Source organism: Fontimonas sp. SYSU GA230001 (assembly GCF_040066175.1).
In the GTDB taxonomy this organism is placed as follows: domain Bacteria; phylum Pseudomonadota; class Gammaproteobacteria; order Nevskiales; family Nevskiaceae; genus Solimonas.
The window spans coordinates 110,740-131,984 of the sequence record NZ_JBEAAM010000009.1; the positions used below are offsets into that span (position 1 = coordinate 110,740).

Sequence of the window (21,245 nt, forward strand, 5' to 3'; positions counted from 1 at the left end):
CCCCCTTCCAGCATCTTCATCCGTCCGGGTGAGCGACGTTCGCCGCTCACGCTGCATCCCTCGTCCGCATAGGGGATGCCGTATCTGGAACCCAACCCCGAAGCTTGCCTCTCGCCGACGCAGACGACGGGGGGAGCACATGGGCCTGCAAGCGCGCGACTGGCAGCAGTGGGGACTGGACATCGAGCCGCCGCAGCGCGTCGCGGATGTCGAGCGTTTCGACTGGTCCGAATCCGCGGACCTGGTCGTCGTCGGCCTCGGCGGCGCCGGGGTCGCGGCGGCACTCGAAGCCGTCGAGCGCGGGCTGGAGGTGGTCGCGGTCGATCGCCACGACGGCGGCGGTTCGACGCGCGCCAACGGCGGCGTGTTCTACGCCGGCGGCGGCACGCGCATCCAGCGCGAGGCCGGCGAGGACGACAGCGTCGAGGAGATGTACAAGTACATGAAGCTCGAAGTCGGCGACGTCGTGTCCGATGCGACACTGCGCCGGTTCTGCGAGGAAAGCGTCGAGACGGTGGACTGGCTGCTCGAACACGGCGCGAAGCTCAACAGCAAGGTGTGGAAGGAGAAGACCTCGTATCCGCCGCTGGACTGCTTCCTCTACCACCCGGACAGCTCGCTCGCCGCGCCCTACGCGAAGCACGCGAAACCCGCGGCGCGTGGCCATCGCGGTTACACGACGAACGGCAAGAAGGCCTGGGGCCTGGGCGGTGCGATCTACGACCCGCTGCGCGAATCGGCGCTCGAGCGCGGGCTGCGCTTCCACAAGTACGCGGAGGCGCGACAGCTGGCCGTCGATGCAAACGGCCGCATCGTCGGCGTGCGCGTGCTGCAGATCCCGGCCGGCAGCCGCGAGGCGCAGCGCTTCGGGCATTTCATCACACGCGCGGCGACCTGGATCGCGGCGCTGCCGCCGAGCTTTCCGCTGTCGTCGCTGACCTACGCGGTCGGCCGCTGGTACCTGCAGCGTGCGCAGCGCATCGAACGCGATCACCGCCGGTCGCGCTGGATCCGCGCGCGCCGCGGCGTGCTGCTGTCGGCCGGCGGCTTCATCATGAACCCGGCGATGGTGCGGCACTACGCACCGAAGTACGTCGCCGGCCTGCCCAACGGCACGCTCGGCGACATGGGCGCCGGCATCGTGCTCGGCGCGTCCGCCGGCGGCGCGCTGGGCCTGATGGAACGCATCAGCGCCTGGCGCTTCATCAATCCGCCCAAGGCCTGGGCGCAGGGCCTGCTGGTCAACCGCCGCGGCGAGCGCTTCGTCAACGAAACCCTGTACGGCGCCTCGCTGGGCGACGCCATCGTCGAGAAGCAGGACGGCAAGGCCTGGATCCTGCTCGACGCGAAGCTGCGCGCCGACGCCTTCGCGCAGGCGCGCGACCCGCGGATCGTGCCGTTCCAGCGTGACGTCGCCGTGCTCAACCTGCTGTTCAACGCGGTCAAGGCGCCGACGCTGGATGCGCTCGCGGCCAAGATCGGCTTCGACGCGCCGACGCTGCGCACAACGGTGGAGACCTACAACCGCGCTGCGCGCGGCGAGATCGTCGATGCCTTCGAGAAGCGCGCCGACGAGATGGCGTCGATCGGCGATGGGCCGTACTACGCGATCGACGCCTCGATCGACAGCAGGCTGCTGCCGATGGCGACGATGACCGTCGGCGGCCTGCGGGTCGATGAATCCAGCGGGCAGGTGCTGGACGAATCCGGCGCGCCGATCGCCGGGCTCTATGCTGCCGGCCGCAACGCGATCGGCCTGTGCTCGAACATCTACGTCAGCGGCCTGTCCTACGCGGACTGCGTGTTCTCCGGCCGGCGCGTCGCCCGGCACCTCGCGGTGGGCTGAGTGACGGCTGGCAGCAGCCGCAGGCGTGCGCGATGATGAAGCCGCCGCGCCGAATGCGCACCCGCAGGAGCCGTGATGCCCGAGCCCACGTATTCCGTGTACTTCACCGGCATCTGGCTCAATGAAGCCGGTGCGGAATCGCGCATGGCGCTGCTGCGCCGCCTGTTCCCGCACGCGGACGACGAGCGGCTCGGACACTTCCTCGATCACCGCCGCGTGCTGCTGATCCACGGCGAACCGCTCGACGCGGCCAAGCGCCTGGTGATGGCGCTCTACGCGCATGGCCTGGAATGCGACATCGCCGAGGACGCCGAAGTCGCGCCCGATGTCGCCGCGATGATGGCCAGCCCGGCGATGCCGCACAAGGCGCCCGAAGCCGCGCAGTCCCCCACGCCGACGCCGCAGGCGCCCCTTCAGGAGAGCGACGAGTTCACGCCGCGCGGCCGGGCGCTGCTGCGCGCCCTGCTGGTCGCGACAGCGCTCCTGGTCGTCGTCGCCAGCTGGTCGGCCTGGCATCGCCTCAACCGCGTCCCGGCGGCGGCGCTCGACGACATTCCCACGGTCTGCGCGGCCGACACGGAGATGAACTGGTACGGCCGCACGCAGGCGCATCTGCTGGCCTGCTCGGCCCGCGCCGCGGGCGGCGCCCGTTACCGGCTGGTCGTGCGCTGCGCGCGCGGCGGCGGGTTGCAGGCGACGCTGAGCTTCCACGATGCGCGCGGCCAGCCGCGATCGCCGGACTGGGACGGCGCCGGCGGCACCCAGCGCACGATCCGCTATGCCGGCGGCGACGGCATCGCCCGCGTCACGGTGCTGCGCCGCGCCGAGGCCGGCCACGTCGGTGCGCTCGCCGGGCTCGACGCCGCCGCGCTGGTGCCGCTGCTGGCCGCGCCTGCGCTCGACATCGCCGACGTGTTCGCCGGCGAGGCGGTCCGCTTCGATCTCGAAACGGCACGCTGGTACATCGACTACTTCGAGGGCGCCTGCGGCCTGACCGACGCCGCCCGCTGAGGCATCGCCCGCTCTAATCAAGACGGACGAAGCATTTGCGAAGCCGATACAAATAATCGAGCAGCATTCCCGCCGCCGCGTCCGTCCATGTCCGCATCCGCCGCCGAACTCGCGTTGCACCGATCCGCACCCGTGACCGACGGCGTGCTGCCGGTGGACCCGCCGCTGCGCGTGGACGACGCCGAGAAGGCCCGCTGGGACGCGCGCTGCGACGTGCTGGTCGTCGGCTTCGGTGCCGCCGGCGCCGCGGCGGCGATCACCGCGAAGGAAGGCGGCGCGCACGTGGTCATCGCCGACCGCTTCGAGGGCGGCGGCGCGACGACCAAGAGCGGCGGCGTGGTCTATGCCGGCGGCGGCACGCCGCACCAGCGCAATGCCGGTTACGAGGACACGCCGGACGCGATGTTTCGCTATCTGCGCCAGGAGACCGGCGACGCCGTCAGCGAGCCGACCCTGCGCCGGTTCTGCGAGGACAGCCGCGGCCTGATCGAGTGGCTGGAGTCGATCGGCTGCGACTTCCGCTCCAGCGAACCGCCACCGAAGACCTCGTATCCCAAGGACGGCATCTATCTGTACTACTCCGGCAACGAAGCCGTACCCGCCTACGCGGAACACGCGCCGCCGGCGCCGCGCGGTCACCGCACGCGCGGCAGCTGGATGTCCGGCAAGGTGCTGTTCGAGCTGCTCCGGAAACGCGCCGCGCAGCTGGAAATCCCGGTGATGGCGCAGTCGGCCGTGCGGCGGCTGATCGTCGATGCCGACGGCGCGGTGGTCGGCGCCGAGGTCTGGCAGCTCGAACCCGGCTCCGAGGCCGCGCGCCGGCACCAGAAGCTGATGCGCCGCGCCGAAGCGGTCCACAACATCGCGCAGAACTGGGCCGACCGCCTGCGTGCGCAGGCGCTGGCGCTGGAACTGGCCGAGGCCAAACCGATGCGCGTGCGCACGGCGCGTGGCGTCGTGCTCGCGGCCGGCGGTTTCATCTTCAACCGCGAGATGGTCGCGCGCTACGCGCCCAAGTACGCGCAGACGATGCGCCTGGGCGCCACCGGCTGCGACGGCAGCGGCATCCGCCTGGGCCAGACCGTCGGCGGCGTCGCCGCGCGCATGAACACGGTCTCGGCCTGGCGCTTCATCAATCCGCCGACCGCCTGGCCCAAGGGCATCGTCGTCGATCAACAGGGCCGGCGCTTCTGCAACGAGCAGGTCTATGGCGCCAGGCTCGGCGTCGAGATGTGCGAGGACCACGGCGGCCGCGGCTGGCTGATCCTCGACCGCGCGCTGCGCCGCACGGCGATGCGCGAGGCCCTGTTCGGCGGCCTGTGGTTCTTCCAGAGCGTGCCGGCCTTCTTCCTGATGCTGTTCGCGCCGCGCGCGAAGACGCTGGATGCACTGGCGACAAAGATCGGCATGCCGGCGGATGCGCTGCGCGCCAGCGTCGAGGACTACAACGCCGCGATCGACGAGCAGCGCGCGGACCCGCTGGGCAAGGCCGATGCGATGCGCGCGCCGCTGAAGGACGCGCCGTACTACGCCTTCGACATCTCGGCGAACAGCACGACCTTTCCCTGTCCGGCGATCACGCTCGGCGGCCTGCGCGTGGACGAGACCAGCGGCGCGGTGCTCGACGAGCGCGGCCAGCCGATTGCCGGCCTCTACGCCGCAGGGCGCAATGCCGTCGGCGTCGCTTCGAACCGCTACGTCAGCGGTCTGTCGCTGGCCGACTGCCTATGGTCGGGGCGCCGCGCCGGGCGGCAACTGGCCGCTGTGACAGCCGGCAAGAGTCACACGGCATGAACCCACACGAGGCTCACCCCTTCACCGTCATGCCCGCGCAGACAGGCATCCAGCGGCATGTCTCGTTCGCCTGGATTCCCGCTTCCGCGGGAATGACGTCTTCGACTTTGAGCGTTTCGGAGTAAACGATGGGCAACAGAGTGCAGAACAAGGTCGCGATCGTCACCGGCGCGGCCAGCGGCGTCGGCAAGGAGGACGCGATCCTCCTCGCGCGCGAAGGCGCGAAGGTCGTGCTGACCGACGTCAACGAGGAAGCCGGCCGGGCAGTCGCCCAGCAGATCGGCGCCGAGCAGGCCCTGTTCCTCAAGCACGACATCGCCTCCGAGGAGGACTGGGTCAGGGTCATCGGCACCACCAAGGAAGTCTTTGGCGGCGTCGATGTGCTGGTCAACAACGCCGCGATCCTCGCGCAGGCGACGATCGAGGACACGACGCTGGCGCTGTGGCAGAAGATCCAGCGCATCAATTCCGACGGCTACTTCCTCGGCTGCAAGTACGGTCTCGCGGCGATGAAGGAACGTCCGAGCGGATCGATCATCAACATGTCGTCGATGGCCGGCATCGGCGGCGTGTCCGGCTTCTGCGCGTACAGCGCGTCGAAGGCCGCAGTCGCCGGCCTGACGCGCAGCGTCGCCGCGCACTGCCGCGCGCAGCTCTACAAGATCCGCTGCAACTCGATCCACCCGGACGGCATCGCCACGCCGATGGTCTTCAACCTGCACAAGAACGATCACGGCGTGCCCGCGTCGCAGGCCTACATCCGCGAGAAGGATCCCAAGCAGCTGCAGGCGCGCTTCGCGCAGCCGCAGGACATCGCCAACCTGGTGCTGTTCCTCGCCTCCGACGAATCGCGCTTCATCAACGGTGCGGAGATGCGCATCGACAACGGCTATCTGATGTGGGCGGATTGATCGCTACGCGATCAATCCGCGTATGTACGTCCTGTAAAAAACCGGGCCATCCATGGCCCGGGGATTCAAAACCAGCGTGATCCATGACCGACACCGTTCCTGCCGCGTTTGCTGAGTCCGTCCGCCGCCACGCGGCGCGCACGGCCGTCGTCGGCGAGGACGGCACGGAACTGTCGTATGCGGAGCTGGACCAGCTGCGCATCTACGCGGCGCGCGCGCTGCTGAGTCTGGGCGTGAAGCACGGCGACCGCGTCGCGATCTGGGCGCCGAACAGCATCGAGTGGATCGTCGCCGGTCTGGCGATCCACTCGATCGGTGGCGTGCTGGTGCCGGTGAACACGCGCATGAAAGGCCAGGAGGCGGGCTACATCCTGGAGAAGAGCGGCGCGCGCGTGCTGTTCTGCGCCGGGCAGTTCCTCGGCCAGCACTTCCCGACCCTGCTCGCGCAGCACTGGCCGAAGTCGCTGCAACACGCCGTCGTCATCGGCGAAGCGATGGAGAAGGATCTGGGCTGGCGCGCGTTCATGGCGCGCGCCGATGCCGAGAAGACCGAGCACGTGCTCGAACGCGCCGCCGCGGTGCAGCCGGCCGACCGCATGGACATCCTGTTCACCTCGGGCACGACCGGCCTGCCCAAGGGCGTGGTCACCAACCACGCGCAGAACCTGCGCGTGATCGCCGAATGGTCGAAGTGCGTCGGCCTCAATCCAGACGACCGCTACCTGATCGCCAACCCGTTCTTTCACGCCTTCGGCTACAAGGTCGGCTGGCTCGCCGGCCTGCTCGCCGGCCTGACGATCCTGCCGCACGCGGTGTTCGACGCCGCGGCGATCCTCCAGCGCATCGAGCGCGACCGCATCTCGGTGCTGCCGGGACCGCCGACGCTGTTCATATCGCTGCTGAATGATCCGGCGCGTGCGACGACGAACCTGTCCTCGCTGCGCGCGACGATCACCGGCGCCGCGGCGATCGCGCCGAGCCTGATCGAGCGCATCCGCGCCGAACTCGGCTTCAAGGTCGTGCTGACCGGCTACGGCCTGACCGAGACCTGCGGCGTGGTCTCGCTGTGCGATGCCGGCGACGACGCGGAGACGATCGCGCTGACCTCCGGCAAGGCGATTCCCGGCATCGAGCTCGCCGTGTTCGGTGCCGACGGCAGGCCCGTCGCGCCCGGCGAATCCGGCGAGATCGTCGTGCGTGGCTACAACGTCATGCAGGGTTATCTCGACGACGAGGCGGCGACGCGCGAGGCGATCGACGCGGACGGCTGGCTGCACACCGGCGACGTCGGCGTGCTCGATGCGCGCGGCTATCTCAGGATCACCGACCGCCTCAAGGACCTGTACATCACCGGCGGCTTCAACTGCTATCCGGCCGAGATCGAGCGCATGATGGCCGCGCACCCGGCGATCGCGCAGGTCGCCGTCATCGGCGTGCCGGACGCGCGCATGGGCGAAGTCGGCAAGTCCTACGTCGTGCTGCGGCCCGGCCAGACGCTGGACGAAAAGTCGCTGATCGCCTGGTGCCGCGAGCAGATGGCCAACTACAAGGTGCCGCGTTTCGTCGAGTTCGTCGCCAGCCTGCCGACCAATCCGTCGGGCAAGGTGATGAAGTTCAAGCTGCGGAAATAGCGCCCGCTCCCGCGAGGGGAGAGGGGAACAGATACGGGAGAGTGCGAGATGAGTGCAGATCTGAAAGGTGTCGTCGCCGTGGTCACCGGCGCATCGCGCGGCGCGGGCAAGGGCATCGCCATCGCGCTGGGCGCGCACGGCGCGACCGTGTACGTGACCGGCCGCTCGCTCAAGGAGGGCGACGCCGCGCTGCCCGGCACGATCGCCGCCACCGCGGACGCCGTCACCAAGGCCGGCGGCACGGGCATCGCCGTCGCGGTCGATCACGCGAAGGACGGCGACGTGAAGGCGCTGTTCGAACGCGTGCAGAAGGAGCAGGGCCGCCTCGACATCCTCGTCAACAACGCCACCTTCCTGCATGACCAGCTCATCGAGAAGGGCGGCTTCTGGCAGAAGCCGCTGGAACTGGTCGACATCCTCGACGTCGGCCTGCGCTCGGCCTATGTCGCCAGCTGGTACGCGGCGCCGCTGATGGTCGCGCGCAAGAACGGCCTGATCGCGTTCACGTCGAGCTTCGGCGCCAGCTGCTACATGCACGGCCCGGCCTACGGCGCGCAGAAGGTCGGCGTGGACAAGTTCGCCAAGGACATGGGCGTGGATCTCAAGGCCCACAACGTCGCCGCGGTGTCGATCTGGATGGGCATGCTGCGCACCGACCGCACCAAGCGCGTGATGGATGCCGAGCCACAGAAGTACGCCGGCTTCTGGGAGATCGCCGAGACGCCGGAGTTCACCGGCCACCTGCTCGCCGCGCTCTACAACGATCCGAAGCGCATGGACAAGTCCGGGCAGGTGCTGATCGGCGCCGAACTGGCGCAGGAGTACGGCATCACCGACGAAGGCCGCCAGCCGCCCTCGCACCGGCCGATGCTCGGCGGCCCGACGCAGGCGCATCCGGCGATCGTGGAGTAGCAACTTGCCGGGCCGCTTGAATATGACCATAATTGTGCGGGTTTCCGAGTATATTTGGGTCATATATGGACGCTAAACAGGTCCCGATTCATGAACTGAAGGCCCGGCTTTCGCACTATCTGGCCGAGGCGCGCCGTGGCCGACCCGTGGAGATCACGTCGCACCGCCGCGTCGTCGCGCGGCTGGTCGGCGTGCCGGAAGCCACGGGCACCGGCTCGCTCGACGAGGCGGTGGCCCGCCTGATCGCCGAGGGCAAAGCCACCTGGAGCGGCGGCAAACCCAAGGGTGCGGCACTGCGCCTAAGCCCCGGCGGCCCCAGCCTCTCCGACATCGTGATCGAGGATCGCGGCCCGCAGTGATTGTCTACTGCGACACATCGGCGCTGCTGAAGCTCTATATCGACGAGCCCCACAGCCCGCCCATGCGCGACATGGCGACGCAGGCCGATATGCTGGCGGTTTGCCGCATTGCCTGGGCGGAGGCGCACGCGGCTTTTGCACGCCTGGCCCGCGAACGGCCGATGGATCGGCAGACTCTCGCCCTGGCTGCCCGCGCACTCGCCGACGACTGGCCACACTACCTCGTCGAGGACGTGTCCCAATCGGTCGTCGAACGGGCTGCCGACTACGCCGACAACTTCGCACTTCGCGGTTACGACGCCGTGCAACTCGCTGCCTGCGCCTCACTGGCGCGCGACACACAGCGGCCCGTCAGCTTCGCCTGCTTCGATCTGCGTCTGAACAAGGCCGCGCGCGTGCTCGGACTGGACACGCCCTTCCTGAACGTCTGATTCTCCGCGGATGACCACGACCCTGCTGATGCTCGCCGTTACGCTCCTCGGCGCGCTGCTGGGCGCCCTGATTGGTACGTTTGCCGGCGCACGCCTGTTCGCGCCCCTGCACAACTTGTCCGAGCTGCTCGCACCGCTGCAGTTGGCGCTGGATCGCATTGAGCGCGTCGTCCGCGACGAATCCGCGCAGCTGCGGCGTGACCAGGCCGAGCTGTCCGCACAACAGCGCAGCGAGCTGGGCGCGCGTCTCCAGCAATTTCTCGACGAGGCGCGCGCCGGGCGCAAGGACCAGTCGGAAGCGCTGGCGAAGTTCGGCGAAACGCAGACCCAGCAGGCGACCGCCCTGCGCGCCAGCGTCGAGGAAGGCCTCAAGACGCTGCGCCAGGAGAACAGCGAGAAGCTGGAGCAGATGCGTCGCACGGTGGACGAGAAGCTGCACGAGACGCTGGAGAAGCGCCTCGGCGAATCCTTCAAGCTGGTCAGCGATCGGCTGGAGCAGGTGCACAAGGGCCTCGGCGAGATGCAGAACCTGGCGTCCGGCGTCGGCGATCTCAAGCGCGTGCTGACCAACGTCAAGTCGCGCGGCATCTTCGGCGAGGTGCAGCTCGCCGCGCTGCTCGAACAGGTGCTGACGCCGGAACAGTACGCGGCCAACCTGTCCACCAAGCCCGGCAGCAACGAGCGCGTCGAGTTCGCGATCCGCCTGCCCGGCCGCGGCGGCGATGGCGAGCCGGTGTGGCTGCCGATCGACGCCAAGTTCCCGCGCGAGGACTACGAGCGCCTGATCGACGCGCAGGAGCGCGCCGACCCGGTCGCGGCCGAAGCGGCCGCCGTCGCACTGGAAAAGCGCATCCGCGGTGAGGCGCAGAGCATCGCCGACAAATACCTGTCGCCGCCGCACACGACCGACTTCGGCATCCTGTTCGTGCCGACCGAGGGCCTGTACGCGGAGATCCTGCGCCGGCCCGGCCTGTTCGAGGATCTGCAGCGCAGACACCGCGTCACCGTGACCGGCCCGACCAACCTGCTCGCCTTCCTCAACAGCCTGCAGATGGGCTTCCGCACGCTGGCGCTGGAAAAGCGTTCGAGCGAAGTCTGGGAAGTCCTGGGCGCGGTCAAGACCGAGTTCGGCAAGTTCGGCGAGGTGCTGGACAAGGTGCGCAAGAAGCTTGACGAGGCCACCAACCAGCTCGACGCGACCGGCGTGCGCACGCGCGCGATCACGCGCCGGCTCAAGACCGTGCAGGAACTGCCCGCCAGCGACGCGGAACGCCTGCTCGGCCCCGCAGCCGACGTGCCCGACGACGAGGCCTGACGACGATCCCGGCGACGCCGCTCAGTCCGGCTTTGCGCTCAGCACGATCTCGACCCGCCGGTTGCGTTGCAGTTCTTCCGCGCTCGTGCCGTCGGTCACCGGGCGATACATCGAGAAGCCGACCGCTTCGAGGCGCGTCGGCGCGATGGCATGACGATCCTGAAAGTAGCGCACGACACTGCTGGCGCGCGCGGTGGACAGCTCCCAGTTGGTCGGGTAGCGGGCCTGCAGCGCCGGACCGATCGGCACGCGGTCCGTGTGTCCTTCGACGCGGATGGTATCGCTGCCCGCGGCCAGCGCCGCGGCGACCTTGTCGAGCACCGCGCGGCCTTCCGGCAGGATCTCGGCGCTGCCGCTGCGGAACAGGATGCGGTCGAGCACGCGCAGCGACAGACGGTCGCGCAGCTGCTCGATCTCGACGTTCTTGGCGGCGATCTCGGACTGCAGGGCCTCGCGCAGTTCGGCGGCGCGGCGGTCCAGTTCGCTGACCGTGGCCTGCGCCTGCACGTTGCGCGCGCGGCACAGTTCGAGCTGTTCGCGCAGCACCGCGCTCGCGTCCTGGCAGCCGCGCAGCCGCTCGTCCAGATCCGCGGAGCGCACGGCGCAGTTTGCCGCCGTCTCCGACGCGGCCTGCCGTTCGGCCTGGCAGCCGGCGAGCGCCGACTCGGTGCGGCGGTGCGTCTCCTGGGTGACGCAGGCGGTCAGACTGCCCGCGAGCATCAGCATGATCGTCAGCGTTCTCATGACCAGCCTCCCGATGCGGAAGAACCGCGCCAGCGTACGCAGGGTCGCGCCGGCCGCCACTGACGCAGGTCAAGTCGCGCCGCAGTGCGGGACCGGCCAGGCGGCCGGCCCCGCGCGTCTGCTGCGGCGGGCTACCAGCGCACGATGCCGGTGATGCCGAAGGTGCGCGGCTCCTCGAAGTTGGCGACCGTGAGACTGCCGAACACCGGGCCGAAGTCGATGAAGTTGTTGGCGGTGTCGTCGTCCAGCGCATTGCGGCACCACAGCGCCAGCTCGCCGTTGCCGCGACCGCCCAGCGGGATGTCGGCGATCGCCAGGCGCAGGTTGAGGATGCCGTGCGCATCGACCTTGGTGTCGCGCGCGACCTGCAGGAACGGATTGGTCGGCGTCAGCTGGTACGGATAGGTGTAGAAGCTGTCGGTCCAGACGTAATCCGCGACCGCGCGCAGCTTGCCCCAGTCGCGGCGCAGCAGTTCGCTGTCGATCACCGCGTTGAAACTGTTCTTCGGCGCGTGCACGAAGGCGCGGTTGGAGGCGACATTGATGCCCGCATCGGTGAACTCGTCGTACTCGGGGTCGAGGTATGCATAGTTCAGGCGCAGCTGCGTGCCGTCGAACGGAATGAACGCGGCTTCCAGTTCGACGCCCTGGATCGTCGCCTTGCCGGCGTTGCGCACGACCGTCGCCGCCGCGCCGGTGCCCAGGAAGATCGACGCCTGGAAGTCCTTGAGCTTGTTGTGGAACAGCGCTGCGTTGAGGAGGACCTTGCCGGATGCGAAGTTGGTCTTCGCACCCAGCTCGAAGGACTGCTGCTTCTCCGGCCTGTACGGCGTCTTGGTCTCGGCGATGTTGCGCGCGATCAGCGCGCCGAACTCCTCGGGTGTCTCGTCGCCGGTCGGAAGCTCGCTGTACTCGCCGTTGAAGCCGCCGCTCTTGAAGCCCTCCGCGTAGCGGAAATAGACGTTGACCTGCTCGTTGAAGCGCCAGGCCACGGACGCCATCGGTGTGGTCGCATCGAACGTGTCCTGCGCGTTCGTGCCCTGCGGGATCAGATAGAAGTACGGGTCGCCGGGATCGGCGCGCAGACCGAAGGCGCGGTCGAGCTGCTTCTTCTCGCGCGTGTAGCGCACGCCGGCGCTCAGCGTCAGCGGATCGATCGGCTTGTAGTCCACCTGCCCGTAGCCGGCCCAGGCCGAGGTCTGGGTGCCGTAGCGCGAATCGAAATAAACGTCGTTGTCCGGATCGAGCTGGAAGAAGTTCTGCGGATTGTTGGTGTCGCCGTCGTCGCCGAAGTAGTAGATGCCGGCGACGTAGCTCAGCGGCCCGGCTCCGCCGAGCAGCTGCAGGTCTTCCGAGAACTGCTTGTAGTCGGTGAAGCGCTGTGTCCACACCACCGGCAGCGGCGATCCGTCGAGATCGAGCGAATCGTCCCATTCGAGGCGGCGGTAGCCGCTGATCGACTTGAGGGTGTGGCCGCCGGCGAGATCCCAGCTCAGCGTGAACGAATGACCCTGCACCTTCGAGCGCTCGAACGAGGGGGCATCGACCGAAGCGCTTTCCTTGCGCTGGCGCGACGCGAACGGCTGCAGGAACGGAATCTCGATGCGGTACAGCTGATCGAAGTTGTTGGTCTGATCGACACGCGACTGGTCGAAGCGGTACTCGCCGCGCACACTCGGTGCGAAATCCAGGTCGGCGGCGATGCGCACGCCGTGGTTACTGCGATTGTTGAGTTCGGGCGTGGAGCTGTCCGACGTGGTGTCGATCCAGCCGTCGCGCTGTTCGCTGCGCGCGCCGACGGAAATGCTGGCGATGCCGAGCTTGGGCAGATCGACCGACGCGCGTTGCACGAGGGCATCGTAGTTGCCGATCTCCAGGCTGGCGCTGCCGCCGAACTCGCCGGTCGGCGCGCGCGTGATCAGGTTGATCGCGCCGGCCAGGGTGTTGCGCCCGTACAGCGTGCCCTGCGGGCCGCGCAGCACTTCGACGCGCGTCAGATCGACCAGATTGAAGATCGAACCCTGCGCCTTGCCGATGTAAACCCCATCGACATAGACGCCGACCGCCGGATCCCAGTAGATCGCCGGGTTGATCTGGCTGACACCGCGGATGGTGATCTGCGAGATCGTCGTGTTCGACGGCGTCTTGCTGATCTGCAGGCCCGGTGCAAGCGCGTTGAGGTCGCCGATGTCGTCGATGCCGCGCGCATCCAGTTCCGCCTCGGGCAGAGCGGTGACAGCCAGCGGAACGTCCTGCAGTTTCTCGACCTTGCGCTGCGCGGTCACCTCGATGTCGCCCAGCGCCGTGGACGGTTCGGCCTTGTCCGCTTCCTGCGCCATCGCCGGCAGCGCGGCCAGCAGCGGCAGCAGCGCCGCGTAACGGCGCATGTTCTCCTTTCGCACGTTTCGACTCCTGTGTGGTCCCTGAGGGTTCCGCGCCGCTCATCACCCCGGCGGACGGCGGTTCCGTATCGGACTCCGTCGTGCGCGGGCCGACATCACCCGTAAGGACGAGACCCGGCCACGACGCGCGGCGGCATGATGGCCCGGCTTCATCAACGTTCGGGGGATCACATGAACCGGCTCAAGGACAAGGTCGCCATCGTCACCGGCGGCGCGCGCGGCATGGGCGCGGCGACGGTGCGGCTGTTCGTCGCGGAAGGCGCGAAGGTCGTGATCGCCGACGTGCTCGACGACGACGGCGCGAAGCTCGCCGCCGAGCTGGGCCCGGCCGCCCGCTTCGTCCATCACGACGTCACCGACGAGAGCGGCTGGCGCCTGCTGATCGACTTCACGAACCAGGCCTATGGCCCGATCGACGTGCTCGTCAACAATGCCGGCGTGCTGCTGTTCAAGACCATCGCCGAGACGGACAAGGCCGAGTTCGAGCGCGTCGTCGGCATCAACCTGGTCGGCTGCTTCCTCGGCACCAAGCTGGTCGGTGCGCAGATGATCCGGCGCGGCCGCGGTTCGATCATCAACATCTCGTCGGCCGACGGCATGAAGGCCGCGAACGGCCTGGGCGCCTACAGCGCGAGCAAGTGGGCGGTGCGCGGCTTCACCAAGGTCGCGGCGATGGAGTTCGGCCACAAGGGCGTGCGCGTGAACTCGGTGCATCCGGGCGGCATCGACACGGCGATGGGCAATCCCTACGCCGAACCCAAGGCCGAGGTGAACAAGCGCTATGCGATGGTGCCGCTGCAGCGCGTCGGCGACCCGTCCGAGGTCGCCTACACCAACCTGTTCCTGGCCAGCGACGAATCGTCCTACCTGTGCGGCGCCGAGATCGCCGTCGATGGCGGCATGCTCACCGGCCAGTACTACGTCGGCTTCCCCGGCGCACCGGGCGTCTGACCCCGCGCCGCGCCATGAGCGACAAGCCAGCGAGCGAGCGCATCAGCCCCACGGCCTACGCCACCGGCCAGATGTGGGTGCGTCACGGGCTGTCGCACCCGGCCTTCGTCACGCCGCAGGGCGAACGCCTGGACCGCGCCTTCGGCCTGCTGACCAGGCTGACGCAGCGCCTGAGCGGCGTGTCGCTGGACGCGATGATGCTGGCGCGCCACAAGGGCATCGACGCGGTGCTCGCGCAGGCGATCGACGCCGGCCAGGTCGCGCAGGTGATCGAGATCGCCGCCGGCCTGTCGGCCCGCGGCTGGCGCATGCGCCAGCGCTACGGCGATCGCATCACCTACATCGAGACCGACCTGCCGGCGATGGCGGCGACCAAGCGCACGCTGCTGGAGCGTGCCGGTTTTCTCGGTGAGCGCCATCGCGTGCTCGAACTCGACGCGCTGGCCGACAAGGGATCGCGCTCGCTGGCCGCCGTGTCGCGCACGCTCGATCCGGAACGGGGTACGGCGATCATCACCGAAGGTCTGATGAACTATCTCGATCCCGGTACCGCGCGCGCCGTGTGGCGGCGCATTGCACGCGTGCTCAAGCAGTTCCCGAACGGGCTGTACCTGACCGACGCCTATTTCGTGTCCGACAATCGCAATGTCGGCATGCTCGCCTTCGGCGCGATCCTGCAGGTCTTCGTGCGCGGCCGCATGCACGTGCACTTCGCCGATGCCGGCGATGCCTGCGCGAAGATGGCGCAGGCCGGATTCCGCGAAGCGCAGGTGTACCGGACGCAGGACCTCGACGCGACGCGCGAGATCGCGCGCACGAAGGGCGGCGATCGCGTCTGCGTGCTCGCCGCGCGGACCTGAGAAGCGTCAGAACAGCTCGACCTCGCCGTAGGCAGGCTGCCCGGGCGCATCCCCCGCGGTCCCGGGCAGCGGCGCACAGACCAGCCGGTTGCGCCCGCCATTCTTGGCGTCGTACAGGGCCCGGTCGGCGCGGTCGATCACGTCCATCGCGCCCAGCCCCGGCGTCATCGCCGCGCAACCGACGCTGATCGTCACCTGGCCGATGCGCGGAAACGCATAGACCTCGACCAGCCGGCGCAGCCGCTCCAGGGCCTTGACCGCGCCCGGCTGCGTGGTCGGCGCGAGGATCACCGCGAACTCCTCGCCGCCGTAGCGGAAGCAGCGATCCTCACCGCGGAAGCACTGGCGCAGCAGCCGCGCCAGCAGCAGCAGCACCTCGTCGCCGAACAGATGCCCGTAGCGGTCGTTGATCGACTTGAAGTGATCGACGTCCAGCAGTGCCAGCCAGTAGTGCAGCACCGACTTGCCGTCCGGGCACTCGGCGCAGGGCGCCTCGACCGGCTGCCCGTGCATGACCGTCTCGGCGATGCGCGCGAGCTGCGCGTCGAAACTGCGCCGGTTGAGCAGGCCGGTCAGCCGGTCCTGCTCGGACGCAGCGAGCAGTTCCTTGAAATTGACATACAGGCGCACCAGGGCCTGGATCACGCGGCCCTCGTCGCCGTTGGCAGCGCTGCCCATCAGGCGCACCGCGAGCGCCTCATCGCGCGACACCGGAAACAAGCGCACCGGCGCGCCCGCATCCACTTCGATCAGCACCGGCTGGCCCTCGGCGAGCTGCGCCCGCGAGTCAGGGTTGAGGCGGATGTGGAACGGCGCTTCGCGCTGCTCGCTCTCCTCGCTGGACAGCGAGCAGAACGCGACGCCGTCGGTGTTCAGCAATTCGGCGACCGACTGCAGCAGGCTGCGCCGCACATTGGCCAGGTCGCGCTCCGCGGCCACGTCGGCGACGGTCTCGAGGACGCGGGTGACATTGGACACGGACATGGACGAGAACCGACCCCCGGTGGCTTGCAGGGATACCGTAAAGGAATCCCGCCGCAGCTCGCCGGCCGCACGTCGGCCAGGTCCGTCCGTTCAGGCCCGCGGAGGAAGCATCCGACGGCCTTTGCGACGCGGTCAGAACCCGTGGCGCAGCCCGGTCATGCGCTCGCAGGCGTCCCAGAGTCGGCCCCGGACACCGGCGTCCCGCGCCGGCTGCGACAGTTTCACGCGCCGCGGCGCGCCGGCCATCTCGCCGAAGCCATCGGGACCGTAGAACTCGCCACCGCGCGCCTCGGCGGCGGCGGCCGCGTACAGGATCGGACGCGCACCGCGGTCCTGGTCCTGGCCGAACCAGCGCATCGCGATGCGGAATGCCAGCGCCTCGGCGTAGTCGCGCAGCTTGCGGCGCTGCTCGCTCGCGCGCGTCGCGCCGATCGAGGTGCGCGCGACACCCGGATGCGCGGCGAGCACGGCGACGCCGCTGCCGGCGGCCTGCGCGCGCGCCTGCTGCTCCATCGCCAGCACCAGGCAGGCGAGCTTGGCCTGGTTGTAGGCGCGCTGCGGGTCGTAGCGGCGCTCGGCGTTGAGATCGTCGAAGTCGAGCGTGCCGTGGCGGTGCACCAGGCTCGACACCCAGACCACACGCGGCGCGCGCGCCTGCTCCAGCAAGGGCCAGAGCTGCGCATCGAGCGCGAAGTGACCGAGCACGTTGATGCCGAACTTGAGCTCGAAGCCGTCTTTCGTCGTGCGCCGTTCCAGCGGCGGCAGGATGCCGGCGTTGTTGACGAGGATGTCGAGTGCACGACCCTCCGCCAGCAAGGCCTCGGCGCAGCGGCGCACGAAGGCGAGGTCCGCGAGATCGAGTTCGCGGAACGCGACGCGCGCATCCGGCACCTCGGCGCGGATGCGTGCGGCGGCCGCCTGGCCGCCGGCGACGTTCCTGTCGGCCAGAATCACCTCGGCGCCGCGCGCGGCCAGGCCCCGCGCGGTCTCGAAGCCCAAACCGCTGGCCGCGCCGGTGACCAGTGCGCGCCGGCCGGTCAGGTCCGGCAGGTGTTCACGGCACCAGTCGAGATGGCTCATGCGGCCGCCGGGGTCTGGTTGAGCCTGACGTCGTTCTCCGGCCGCAGCACGCAGCGCGTGCCGCCGGGCGTGTACATCGACACCACGCACTCGTTGCAGGCGGTGCAGCCGGACACCGATGCGCGGCCGTCACGGAACTTGTTGACCAGATCCGGATCGTGGATCAGCGCGCGACCCATCACCACGCAGTCGAAACCCTCGTCCATCGCCTGCTGCACGCCGGCGAGCGACTTGGCGCCGCCCAGGTAGGCCAGCGGCAGCTTCACCGCGGCGCGGACCTTGCGCGAGTGTTCGAGAAAGTACATCTCATGGAAGGCGATCTTCGGCTCCCAGATGCGCATCAGCCGCGTCGCGAACTTGACCACCGGGTTCTGGATCGTCTCGACCGCGGCGGCCGGCATGTTGCTGCCGAAGATCGCCCACGGCGACTCGACGTTCATGCCGCCGGACAGCACCAGCAGGTGCGCGCCCTCGCGTTCCAGCACCTTCGCCACCTCGACAGCGTCGTCGGCCGTCGCGCCGCCCTTGAAGCCTTCGGTGACGCAGATCTTGCAGCTCACCGCCAGCTCCTTGCCGACCGCGTCGAGCACGCGCCGCAGCACCTGCGCCGGGTAGCGCGCGCGCTGCGCGGCGGCGCCGCCGTACTCGTCGCGGCGGCGGTTGTACTTGGGCGAGATGAACTGGCTGAGCAGGTAGCCGTGGCCCATGTGGATCTCGACCGCATCGAACCCCGCCGCGCGCGCGCGCCGCGCGCCGGCGACGAACTCGCCGGCGATGCGGTCGAGATCGGCCGGCGTCATCGCCGTCTTGAACAGGCGCCCGCTGATCACGCCGGCGGCGTTGAAGCCGCCGGACGCACTCAGCGGATACTTCGTGTTGCGCAACTGCGGCAGGAAGGTGAAGGCGCCACCGTGCGTGATCTGTGCGCAGGCCGCGCCGCCTTCGCGGTGCACCGCATCGGTCAGCACGCGCAGATGCGGAATGCTCGCGTCGTCGAGCGTGACCTGGTCTTCGAAGGTGCGGCCGTCGGCCTCGACCGCGCAGTACGCGACCGTGGTCATCGCCGCGCCGCCGGCGGCCATGCTGCGATGGTGTTCGACCAGCAGCTTCGAAGGCACGCCGTGCTTGGCCATGCCCTCGTTGGTCGCGGACTTGATGAAGCGGTTGCGCAGCGTCAGCGGTCCGATGCGCACCGGCGTGAAGGCGGAGGAGGTCATGACGGTTCCCGGGTCGATGCCCGGATCATCGCGGCCGCAACGTCCGCGCGCCTCGTCCGATGGTGCGAGACTGCCCCACGATTCACGTCATTCCCGCGCATGCGGGAATCCAGAAAACCGTGAGAACCCCTGGATGCCCGCCTGCGCGGGCATGACGGGTGTTGGTTTACTCGGCTCTCGTCGGGCTGTTCGGCATCACCCAGCCGCCGAACTGCTTTTCGAGCGCCTGCGCGACCGCGATGGTCACGGCATCGTTGCCCGGAATGCCGACGACCTGGACACCCAGCGGTAGGCCGCGGCGGTTGAGACCCAGCGGCACCTGCGTGACCGGGAAGCCGAGCACGTTGAAGATGCCGCAGTAGGCGAAGTCGAAGGGCGTGGCCATCGGCCAGTTGTGACGCGGCGCCGCGCGCGTGTACGGCGGGAACAGCAGCACGCCGTCGTCGCCGATCGCGTCGATCAGCGCCTCGCGCAGCTCGCGGCCCAGCCGTGCGTAGCGACCATGCGGCATCGGCAGGGATTCGATCGCCGCCAGCACCAGCGCCGGCAGGGTGTGCGCCGACGCACCGGCGCCCCATTTCAGGAACTCGCGTAGCACCGGGATGCGCCGGCCCTGGCCGAGCTGCGCGGCGAACGGCTGCGGCTGCGCCTCCTGCATCAGCGCCGACCAGATCTCGAAACTGCTGCGCAGCGGACGCAGGCGCGGCACGTGCAGGCCGCGGCCCTGCGCAGCGAGCCAGTTCGCCGCGCGCTGCTGTGCTTCACGCAGATCGCCGGCGACGCGGCGACGGCCGTTGTCGGGCAGCGAGAGGATGCGCAGCCGGTCCAGGCGCACGCGCGCCGGATCGCCCTTGAGCGCGCCGGCGCTGCAGACTGGATCCTGACCGTCCGGGCCGGCCAGGATGTTGAGCAGCGGCCACAGGTCCTCGGCGCGGCGCGCGATCGGGCCGGTGACGCAGTTGTGGTTCATCGCGCCCTCCGGCAGCGGATGCTGGCCGGTGTTGGGCACGATCCCCGGCGTCGGCTTGTGGCCGAACACGCCGTTGAAGAAGGCGGGAAAGCGGATCGAACCGCCGACATCCGCGCCCAGGCCGAACGGCGAGCCACCGGCGCCGATGATCGCGCCCTCGCCGCCGCTGGAGCCGCCCGCCGTGTGTGCCGCGTCGTAGGCGTTGCCGGTGCGTCCATAGACGCGGTTGTGCGTCTCCATCCACATGCACAGCTCGGGCGTGTTGGTGAAGCCCAGCGCAATCGCGCCGGCCGCACGCAGGCGTGCGACGGTGGGCGCGTCACGGTCGGCGATCGCCGCCCGGCGCGCCACCAGGCCCGACACCTGCGGATAGCCGGCGAAGGCGAAGTTCTCCTTGAGCGTGCACGGCACGCCGAGCAGCGGCGGCAGCGCCGACTTGTCGGTGGTCTGCCGCAGACGCCGGTCGGCGGCATCGGCCTCCGCGCGCGCCGCCTCGTAACGCGTCTGCACGACGGCGTTGATGCGCGGATTCACCGCCTCGATGCGCGCGACGTGCGCATCGACCAGCGCGCGCGACGTGATCGTCCCGGCGCGCAGCGCCGCGGCCATCTGCGCTGCCGACATGCTCAAGGGATCCGCTGGGTTCATGGAAGCCGGTTCCGCGACAGGGGCAAGGCGCGCGCATCGCGCGCGGGCGGGACATCCGCCCCGCGCAGCCTAACCGCTCGCCGGGACCGGCGCAGGCCGCGGCTTTGGGAAAATCCGCCCCATCATCGCGTGACGCGGCGGTTGGCCCCGCGCACCCCGTTTCCGGACGAGGGCCCGCGCCGACGACGGGCGCATACTGTGCGCCTCGACAAGAACACCTACGGCGCCGCCATGACCCGCTGGACCGAACGCGACATTCCCGATCTCTCCGGCAAGACCGCCCTGGTCACCGGTGCCAACAGCGGCCTGGGCCTGGCGACCGCTCAGGCGCTGGCCGCTCACGGCGCGCGCGTCGTGCTCGCCTGCCGTGGCCAGGCCAAGGCCGACGCGGCGATCGCACAGATCCGCGCGCGCACACCCGAAGCCCGACTCGAATATCTGGAACTGGACCTGTCGGATCTGGGCTCGGTGCGCCGCGCCGCCGATCAGTTCAGGGCCGGCCATCCGCGCCTCGACATCCTCGTCAACAACGCCGGCGTGATGGGCCTGCCGCTGCTGCGCACCGGGGACGGTTTCGAGCTGCTGTTCGGCACCAATCACCTCGGTCACTTCGCGCTGGGCGGCCTGCTGCTGGACCGCCTGCGCGCGGCGCCCGGCGCGCGCATCGTGTCGGTCGCCAGCCTCGCGCACTGGACCGGGCGCATGCCGCTGGACGACCTCAACTGGGAGCGGCGCCGCTACAGCAAGGCTGGCGCCTACGCGCAGTCCAAGCTCGCCAACCTGATGTTCGCGCTGGAACTGCAGCGCCGCGTCGATCGCGCCGGCCTCGACATCAAGAGCATCGCCGCGCATCCGGGCTATGCCGCCACCAACATCTTCTTCGGCGGCGAGGCCGCGCAGGCGTCGCTGCTGCGCAGCCTGTGGACGCGTGCGGCGAAACTGGGCGCGGCCGTGTTCGCGCAGCCCGCCGAGCTGGGCGCGCTGCCGAGCCTGTACGCGGCCACCGCGCCGGATGCCAGCGGCGGCGAGTACTACGGCCCCGACGGCCCCTTCGAGGCACGCGGCCACCCCAAGCGCGCCTACGTCAGCCCCTACGCGCGCAACCCGCGTCTCGCCGCCGGGCTGTGGGCCGCGTCGGAACGGCTGACCGGCGTGCACTGGGATCTGTAGGACCGCGCG

At 69.5% G+C, this 21,245-nt stretch carries 18 protein-coding genes; 12 read left to right on the forward strand and 6 right to left on the reverse strand.

The annotated features are described in order from the left end of the window. Positions 1-139: 139 nt before the first annotated feature. The 9 genes from AAG565_RS06080 to rmuC all read left to right on the forward strand — a co-directional run bounded on the left by AAG565_RS06080 (position 140) and on the right by rmuC (position 10,210). Positions 140-1,846 carry an FAD-binding protein gene (locus AAG565_RS06080; protein ID WP_348818663.1) on the forward strand — a complete coding sequence of 569 codons (1,707 nt, stop codon included), beginning with the start codon at positions 140-142 and terminating at the stop codon, positions 1,844-1,846. A 75-nt stretch (positions 1,847-1,921) separates the two neighbouring features. Next, positions 1,922-2,857, forward strand: coding sequence for a hypothetical protein (locus AAG565_RS06085; RefSeq protein WP_348818664.1), 936 nt, complete (start codon positions 1,922-1,924; stop codon positions 2,855-2,857). Positions 2,858-2,944: 87 nt separating this feature from the next. Continuing rightward, positions 2,945-4,651 (forward strand): FAD-binding protein, encoded by a 1,707-nt coding sequence (locus AAG565_RS06090; protein ID WP_348818665.1) that lies wholly within the window; start codon positions 2,945-2,947, stop codon positions 4,649-4,651. A gap of 128 nt (positions 4,652-4,779) precedes the next feature. Continuing rightward, positions 4,780-5,562 carry an SDR family oxidoreductase gene (locus tag AAG565_RS06095; RefSeq protein WP_348818666.1) on the forward strand — a complete coding sequence of 261 codons (783 nt, stop codon included), beginning with the start codon at positions 4,780-4,782 and terminating at the stop codon, positions 5,560-5,562. A gap of 83 nt (positions 5,563-5,645) precedes the next feature. Then, positions 5,646-7,193 (forward strand): FadD3 family acyl-CoA ligase, encoded by a 1,548-nt coding sequence (locus AAG565_RS06100; RefSeq protein WP_348818667.1) that lies wholly within the window; start codon positions 5,646-5,648, stop codon positions 7,191-7,193. 48 nt (positions 7,194-7,241) lie between these two features. Then, the gene (locus AAG565_RS06105; RefSeq protein ID WP_348818668.1) at positions 7,242-8,105 is read left to right on the forward strand and encodes an SDR family NAD(P)-dependent oxidoreductase; all 864 of its coding nucleotides are present in this window, start codon (positions 7,242-7,244) and stop codon (positions 8,103-8,105) included. A 65-nt stretch (positions 8,106-8,170) separates the two neighbouring features. Beyond that, a complete protein-coding gene (locus tag AAG565_RS06110) occupies positions 8,171-8,464 on the forward strand; it encodes a type II toxin-antitoxin system prevent-host-death family antitoxin (RefSeq protein ID WP_348818669.1) in 294 nt (97 codons plus the stop codon). Further along, positions 8,461-8,895: a type II toxin-antitoxin system VapC family toxin gene (locus AAG565_RS06115; RefSeq protein WP_348818670.1), complete on the forward strand. Its 435-nt coding sequence runs from the start codon at positions 8,461-8,463 to the stop codon at positions 8,893-8,895. The genes AAG565_RS06110 and AAG565_RS06115 overlap by 4 nt, the downstream gene beginning before the upstream one ends. Positions 8,896-8,905: 10 nt before the next feature. After that, on the forward strand, positions 8,906-10,210 hold the full coding sequence (gene rmuC, locus AAG565_RS06120) for a DNA recombination protein RmuC (protein ID WP_348818671.1): 1,305 nt from the start codon (positions 8,906-8,908) through the stop codon (positions 10,208-10,210). Positions 10,211-10,231: 21 nt separating this feature from the next. Here the strand turns inward: rmuC and AAG565_RS06125 are convergent, their stop codons facing one another. Both AAG565_RS06125 and AAG565_RS06130 read right to left on the reverse strand, forming a co-directional pair. After that, entirely contained in the window at positions 10,232-10,954 is a 723-nt protein-coding gene (locus tag AAG565_RS06125; RefSeq protein WP_348818672.1) for an OmpA family protein, read from the reverse strand. 131 nt (positions 10,955-11,085) lie between these two features. Then, positions 11,086-13,356 (reverse strand): TonB-dependent receptor, encoded by a 2,271-nt coding sequence (locus tag AAG565_RS06130; protein ID WP_348818673.1) that lies wholly within the window; start codon positions 13,354-13,356, stop codon positions 11,086-11,088. Positions 13,357-13,527: 171 nt separating this feature from the next. On the opposite strand from AAG565_RS06130, the gene AAG565_RS06135 reads away from it, so the two are divergent. Both AAG565_RS06135 and AAG565_RS06140 read left to right on the forward strand, forming a co-directional pair. Continuing rightward, on the forward strand, positions 13,528-14,307 hold the full coding sequence (locus tag AAG565_RS06135) for a glucose 1-dehydrogenase (protein ID WP_348818674.1): 780 nt from the start codon (positions 13,528-13,530) through the stop codon (positions 14,305-14,307). 14 nt (positions 14,308-14,321) lie between these two features. Beyond that, positions 14,322-15,167: a class I SAM-dependent methyltransferase gene (locus AAG565_RS06140; RefSeq protein ID WP_348818675.1), complete on the forward strand. Its 846-nt coding sequence runs from the start codon at positions 14,322-14,324 to the stop codon at positions 15,165-15,167. A 6-nt stretch (positions 15,168-15,173) separates the two neighbouring features. Here the strand turns inward: AAG565_RS06140 and AAG565_RS06145 are convergent, their stop codons facing one another. From AAG565_RS06145 to AAG565_RS06160, 4 genes are all read right to left on the reverse strand, one after another. Further along, positions 15,174-16,151 carry a GGDEF domain-containing protein gene (locus AAG565_RS06145; RefSeq protein WP_348818676.1) on the reverse strand — a complete coding sequence of 326 codons (978 nt, stop codon included), beginning with the start codon at positions 16,149-16,151 and terminating at the stop codon, positions 15,174-15,176. Positions 16,152-16,283: 132 nt separating this feature from the next. Next, positions 16,284-17,231, reverse strand: a complete 948-nt coding sequence (locus AAG565_RS06150; protein WP_348818677.1) for an SDR family oxidoreductase — start codon at positions 17,229-17,231, stop codon at positions 16,284-16,286. Beyond that, complete coding sequence (locus AAG565_RS06155; RefSeq protein ID WP_348818678.1) at positions 17,228-18,448, reverse strand: NADH:flavin oxidoreductase; 1,221 nt, start codon at positions 18,446-18,448, stop codon at positions 17,228-17,230. The genes AAG565_RS06150 and AAG565_RS06155 overlap by 4 nt, the downstream gene beginning before the upstream one ends. Positions 18,449-18,614: 166 nt before the next feature. Next, positions 18,615-20,066, reverse strand: coding sequence for an amidase (locus AAG565_RS06160; protein WP_348818679.1), 1,452 nt, complete (start codon positions 20,064-20,066; stop codon positions 18,615-18,617). Between the two features lie 231 nt (positions 20,067-20,297). Here AAG565_RS06160 and AAG565_RS06165 point away from each other — a divergent pair, with 231 nt between their 5' ends. Continuing rightward, positions 20,298-21,236: an oxidoreductase gene (locus tag AAG565_RS06165; protein ID WP_348818680.1), complete on the forward strand. Its 939-nt coding sequence runs from the start codon at positions 20,298-20,300 to the stop codon at positions 21,234-21,236. Positions 21,237-21,245: the final 9 nt, after the last annotated feature.

Coding starts and splice junctions, on each gene's coding strand:
- AAG565_RS06080 (WP_348818663.1), top strand. CDS start 140: ATGGGCCTGCAAGCGCGCGACTGGCAGCAGTGGGGACTGGACATCGAG.
- AAG565_RS06085 (WP_348818664.1), top strand. CDS start 1,922: ATGCCCGAGCCCACGTATTCCGTGTACTTCACCGGCATCTGGCTCAAT.
- AAG565_RS06090 (WP_348818665.1), top strand. CDS start 2,945: ATGTCCGCATCCGCCGCCGAACTCGCGTTGCACCGATCCGCACCCGTG.
- AAG565_RS06095 (WP_348818666.1), top strand. CDS start 4,780: ATGGGCAACAGAGTGCAGAACAAGGTCGCGATCGTCACCGGCGCGGCC.
- AAG565_RS06100 (WP_348818667.1), top strand. CDS start 5,646: ATGACCGACACCGTTCCTGCCGCGTTTGCTGAGTCCGTCCGCCGCCAC.
- AAG565_RS06105 (WP_348818668.1), top strand. CDS start 7,242: ATGAGTGCAGATCTGAAAGGTGTCGTCGCCGTGGTCACCGGCGCATCG.
- AAG565_RS06110 (WP_348818669.1), top strand. CDS start 8,171: ATGGACGCTAAACAGGTCCCGATTCATGAACTGAAGGCCCGGCTTTCG.
- rmuC (WP_348818671.1), top strand. CDS start 8,906: ATGACCACGACCCTGCTGATGCTCGCCGTTACGCTCCTCGGCGCGCTG.
- AAG565_RS06125 (WP_348818672.1), bottom strand. CDS start 10,954: ATGAGAACGCTGACGATCATGCTGATGCTCGCGGGCAGTCTGACCGCC.
- AAG565_RS06135 (WP_348818674.1), top strand. CDS start 13,528: ATGAACCGGCTCAAGGACAAGGTCGCCATCGTCACCGGCGGCGCGCGC.
- AAG565_RS06140 (WP_348818675.1), top strand. CDS start 14,322: ATGAGCGACAAGCCAGCGAGCGAGCGCATCAGCCCCACGGCCTACGCC.
- AAG565_RS06145 (WP_348818676.1), bottom strand. CDS start 16,151: ATGTCCGTGTCCAATGTCACCCGCGTCCTCGAGACCGTCGCCGACGTG.
- AAG565_RS06150 (WP_348818677.1), bottom strand. CDS start 17,231: ATGAGCCATCTCGACTGGTGCCGTGAACACCTGCCGGACCTGACCGGC.
- AAG565_RS06155 (WP_348818678.1), bottom strand. CDS start 18,448: ATGACCTCCTCCGCCTTCACGCCGGTGCGCATCGGACCGCTGACGCTG.
- AAG565_RS06160 (WP_348818679.1), bottom strand. CDS start 20,066: ATGAACCCAGCGGATCCCTTGAGCATGTCGGCAGCGCAGATGGCCGCG.
- AAG565_RS06165 (WP_348818680.1), top strand. CDS start 20,298: ATGACCCGCTGGACCGAACGCGACATTCCCGATCTCTCCGGCAAGACC.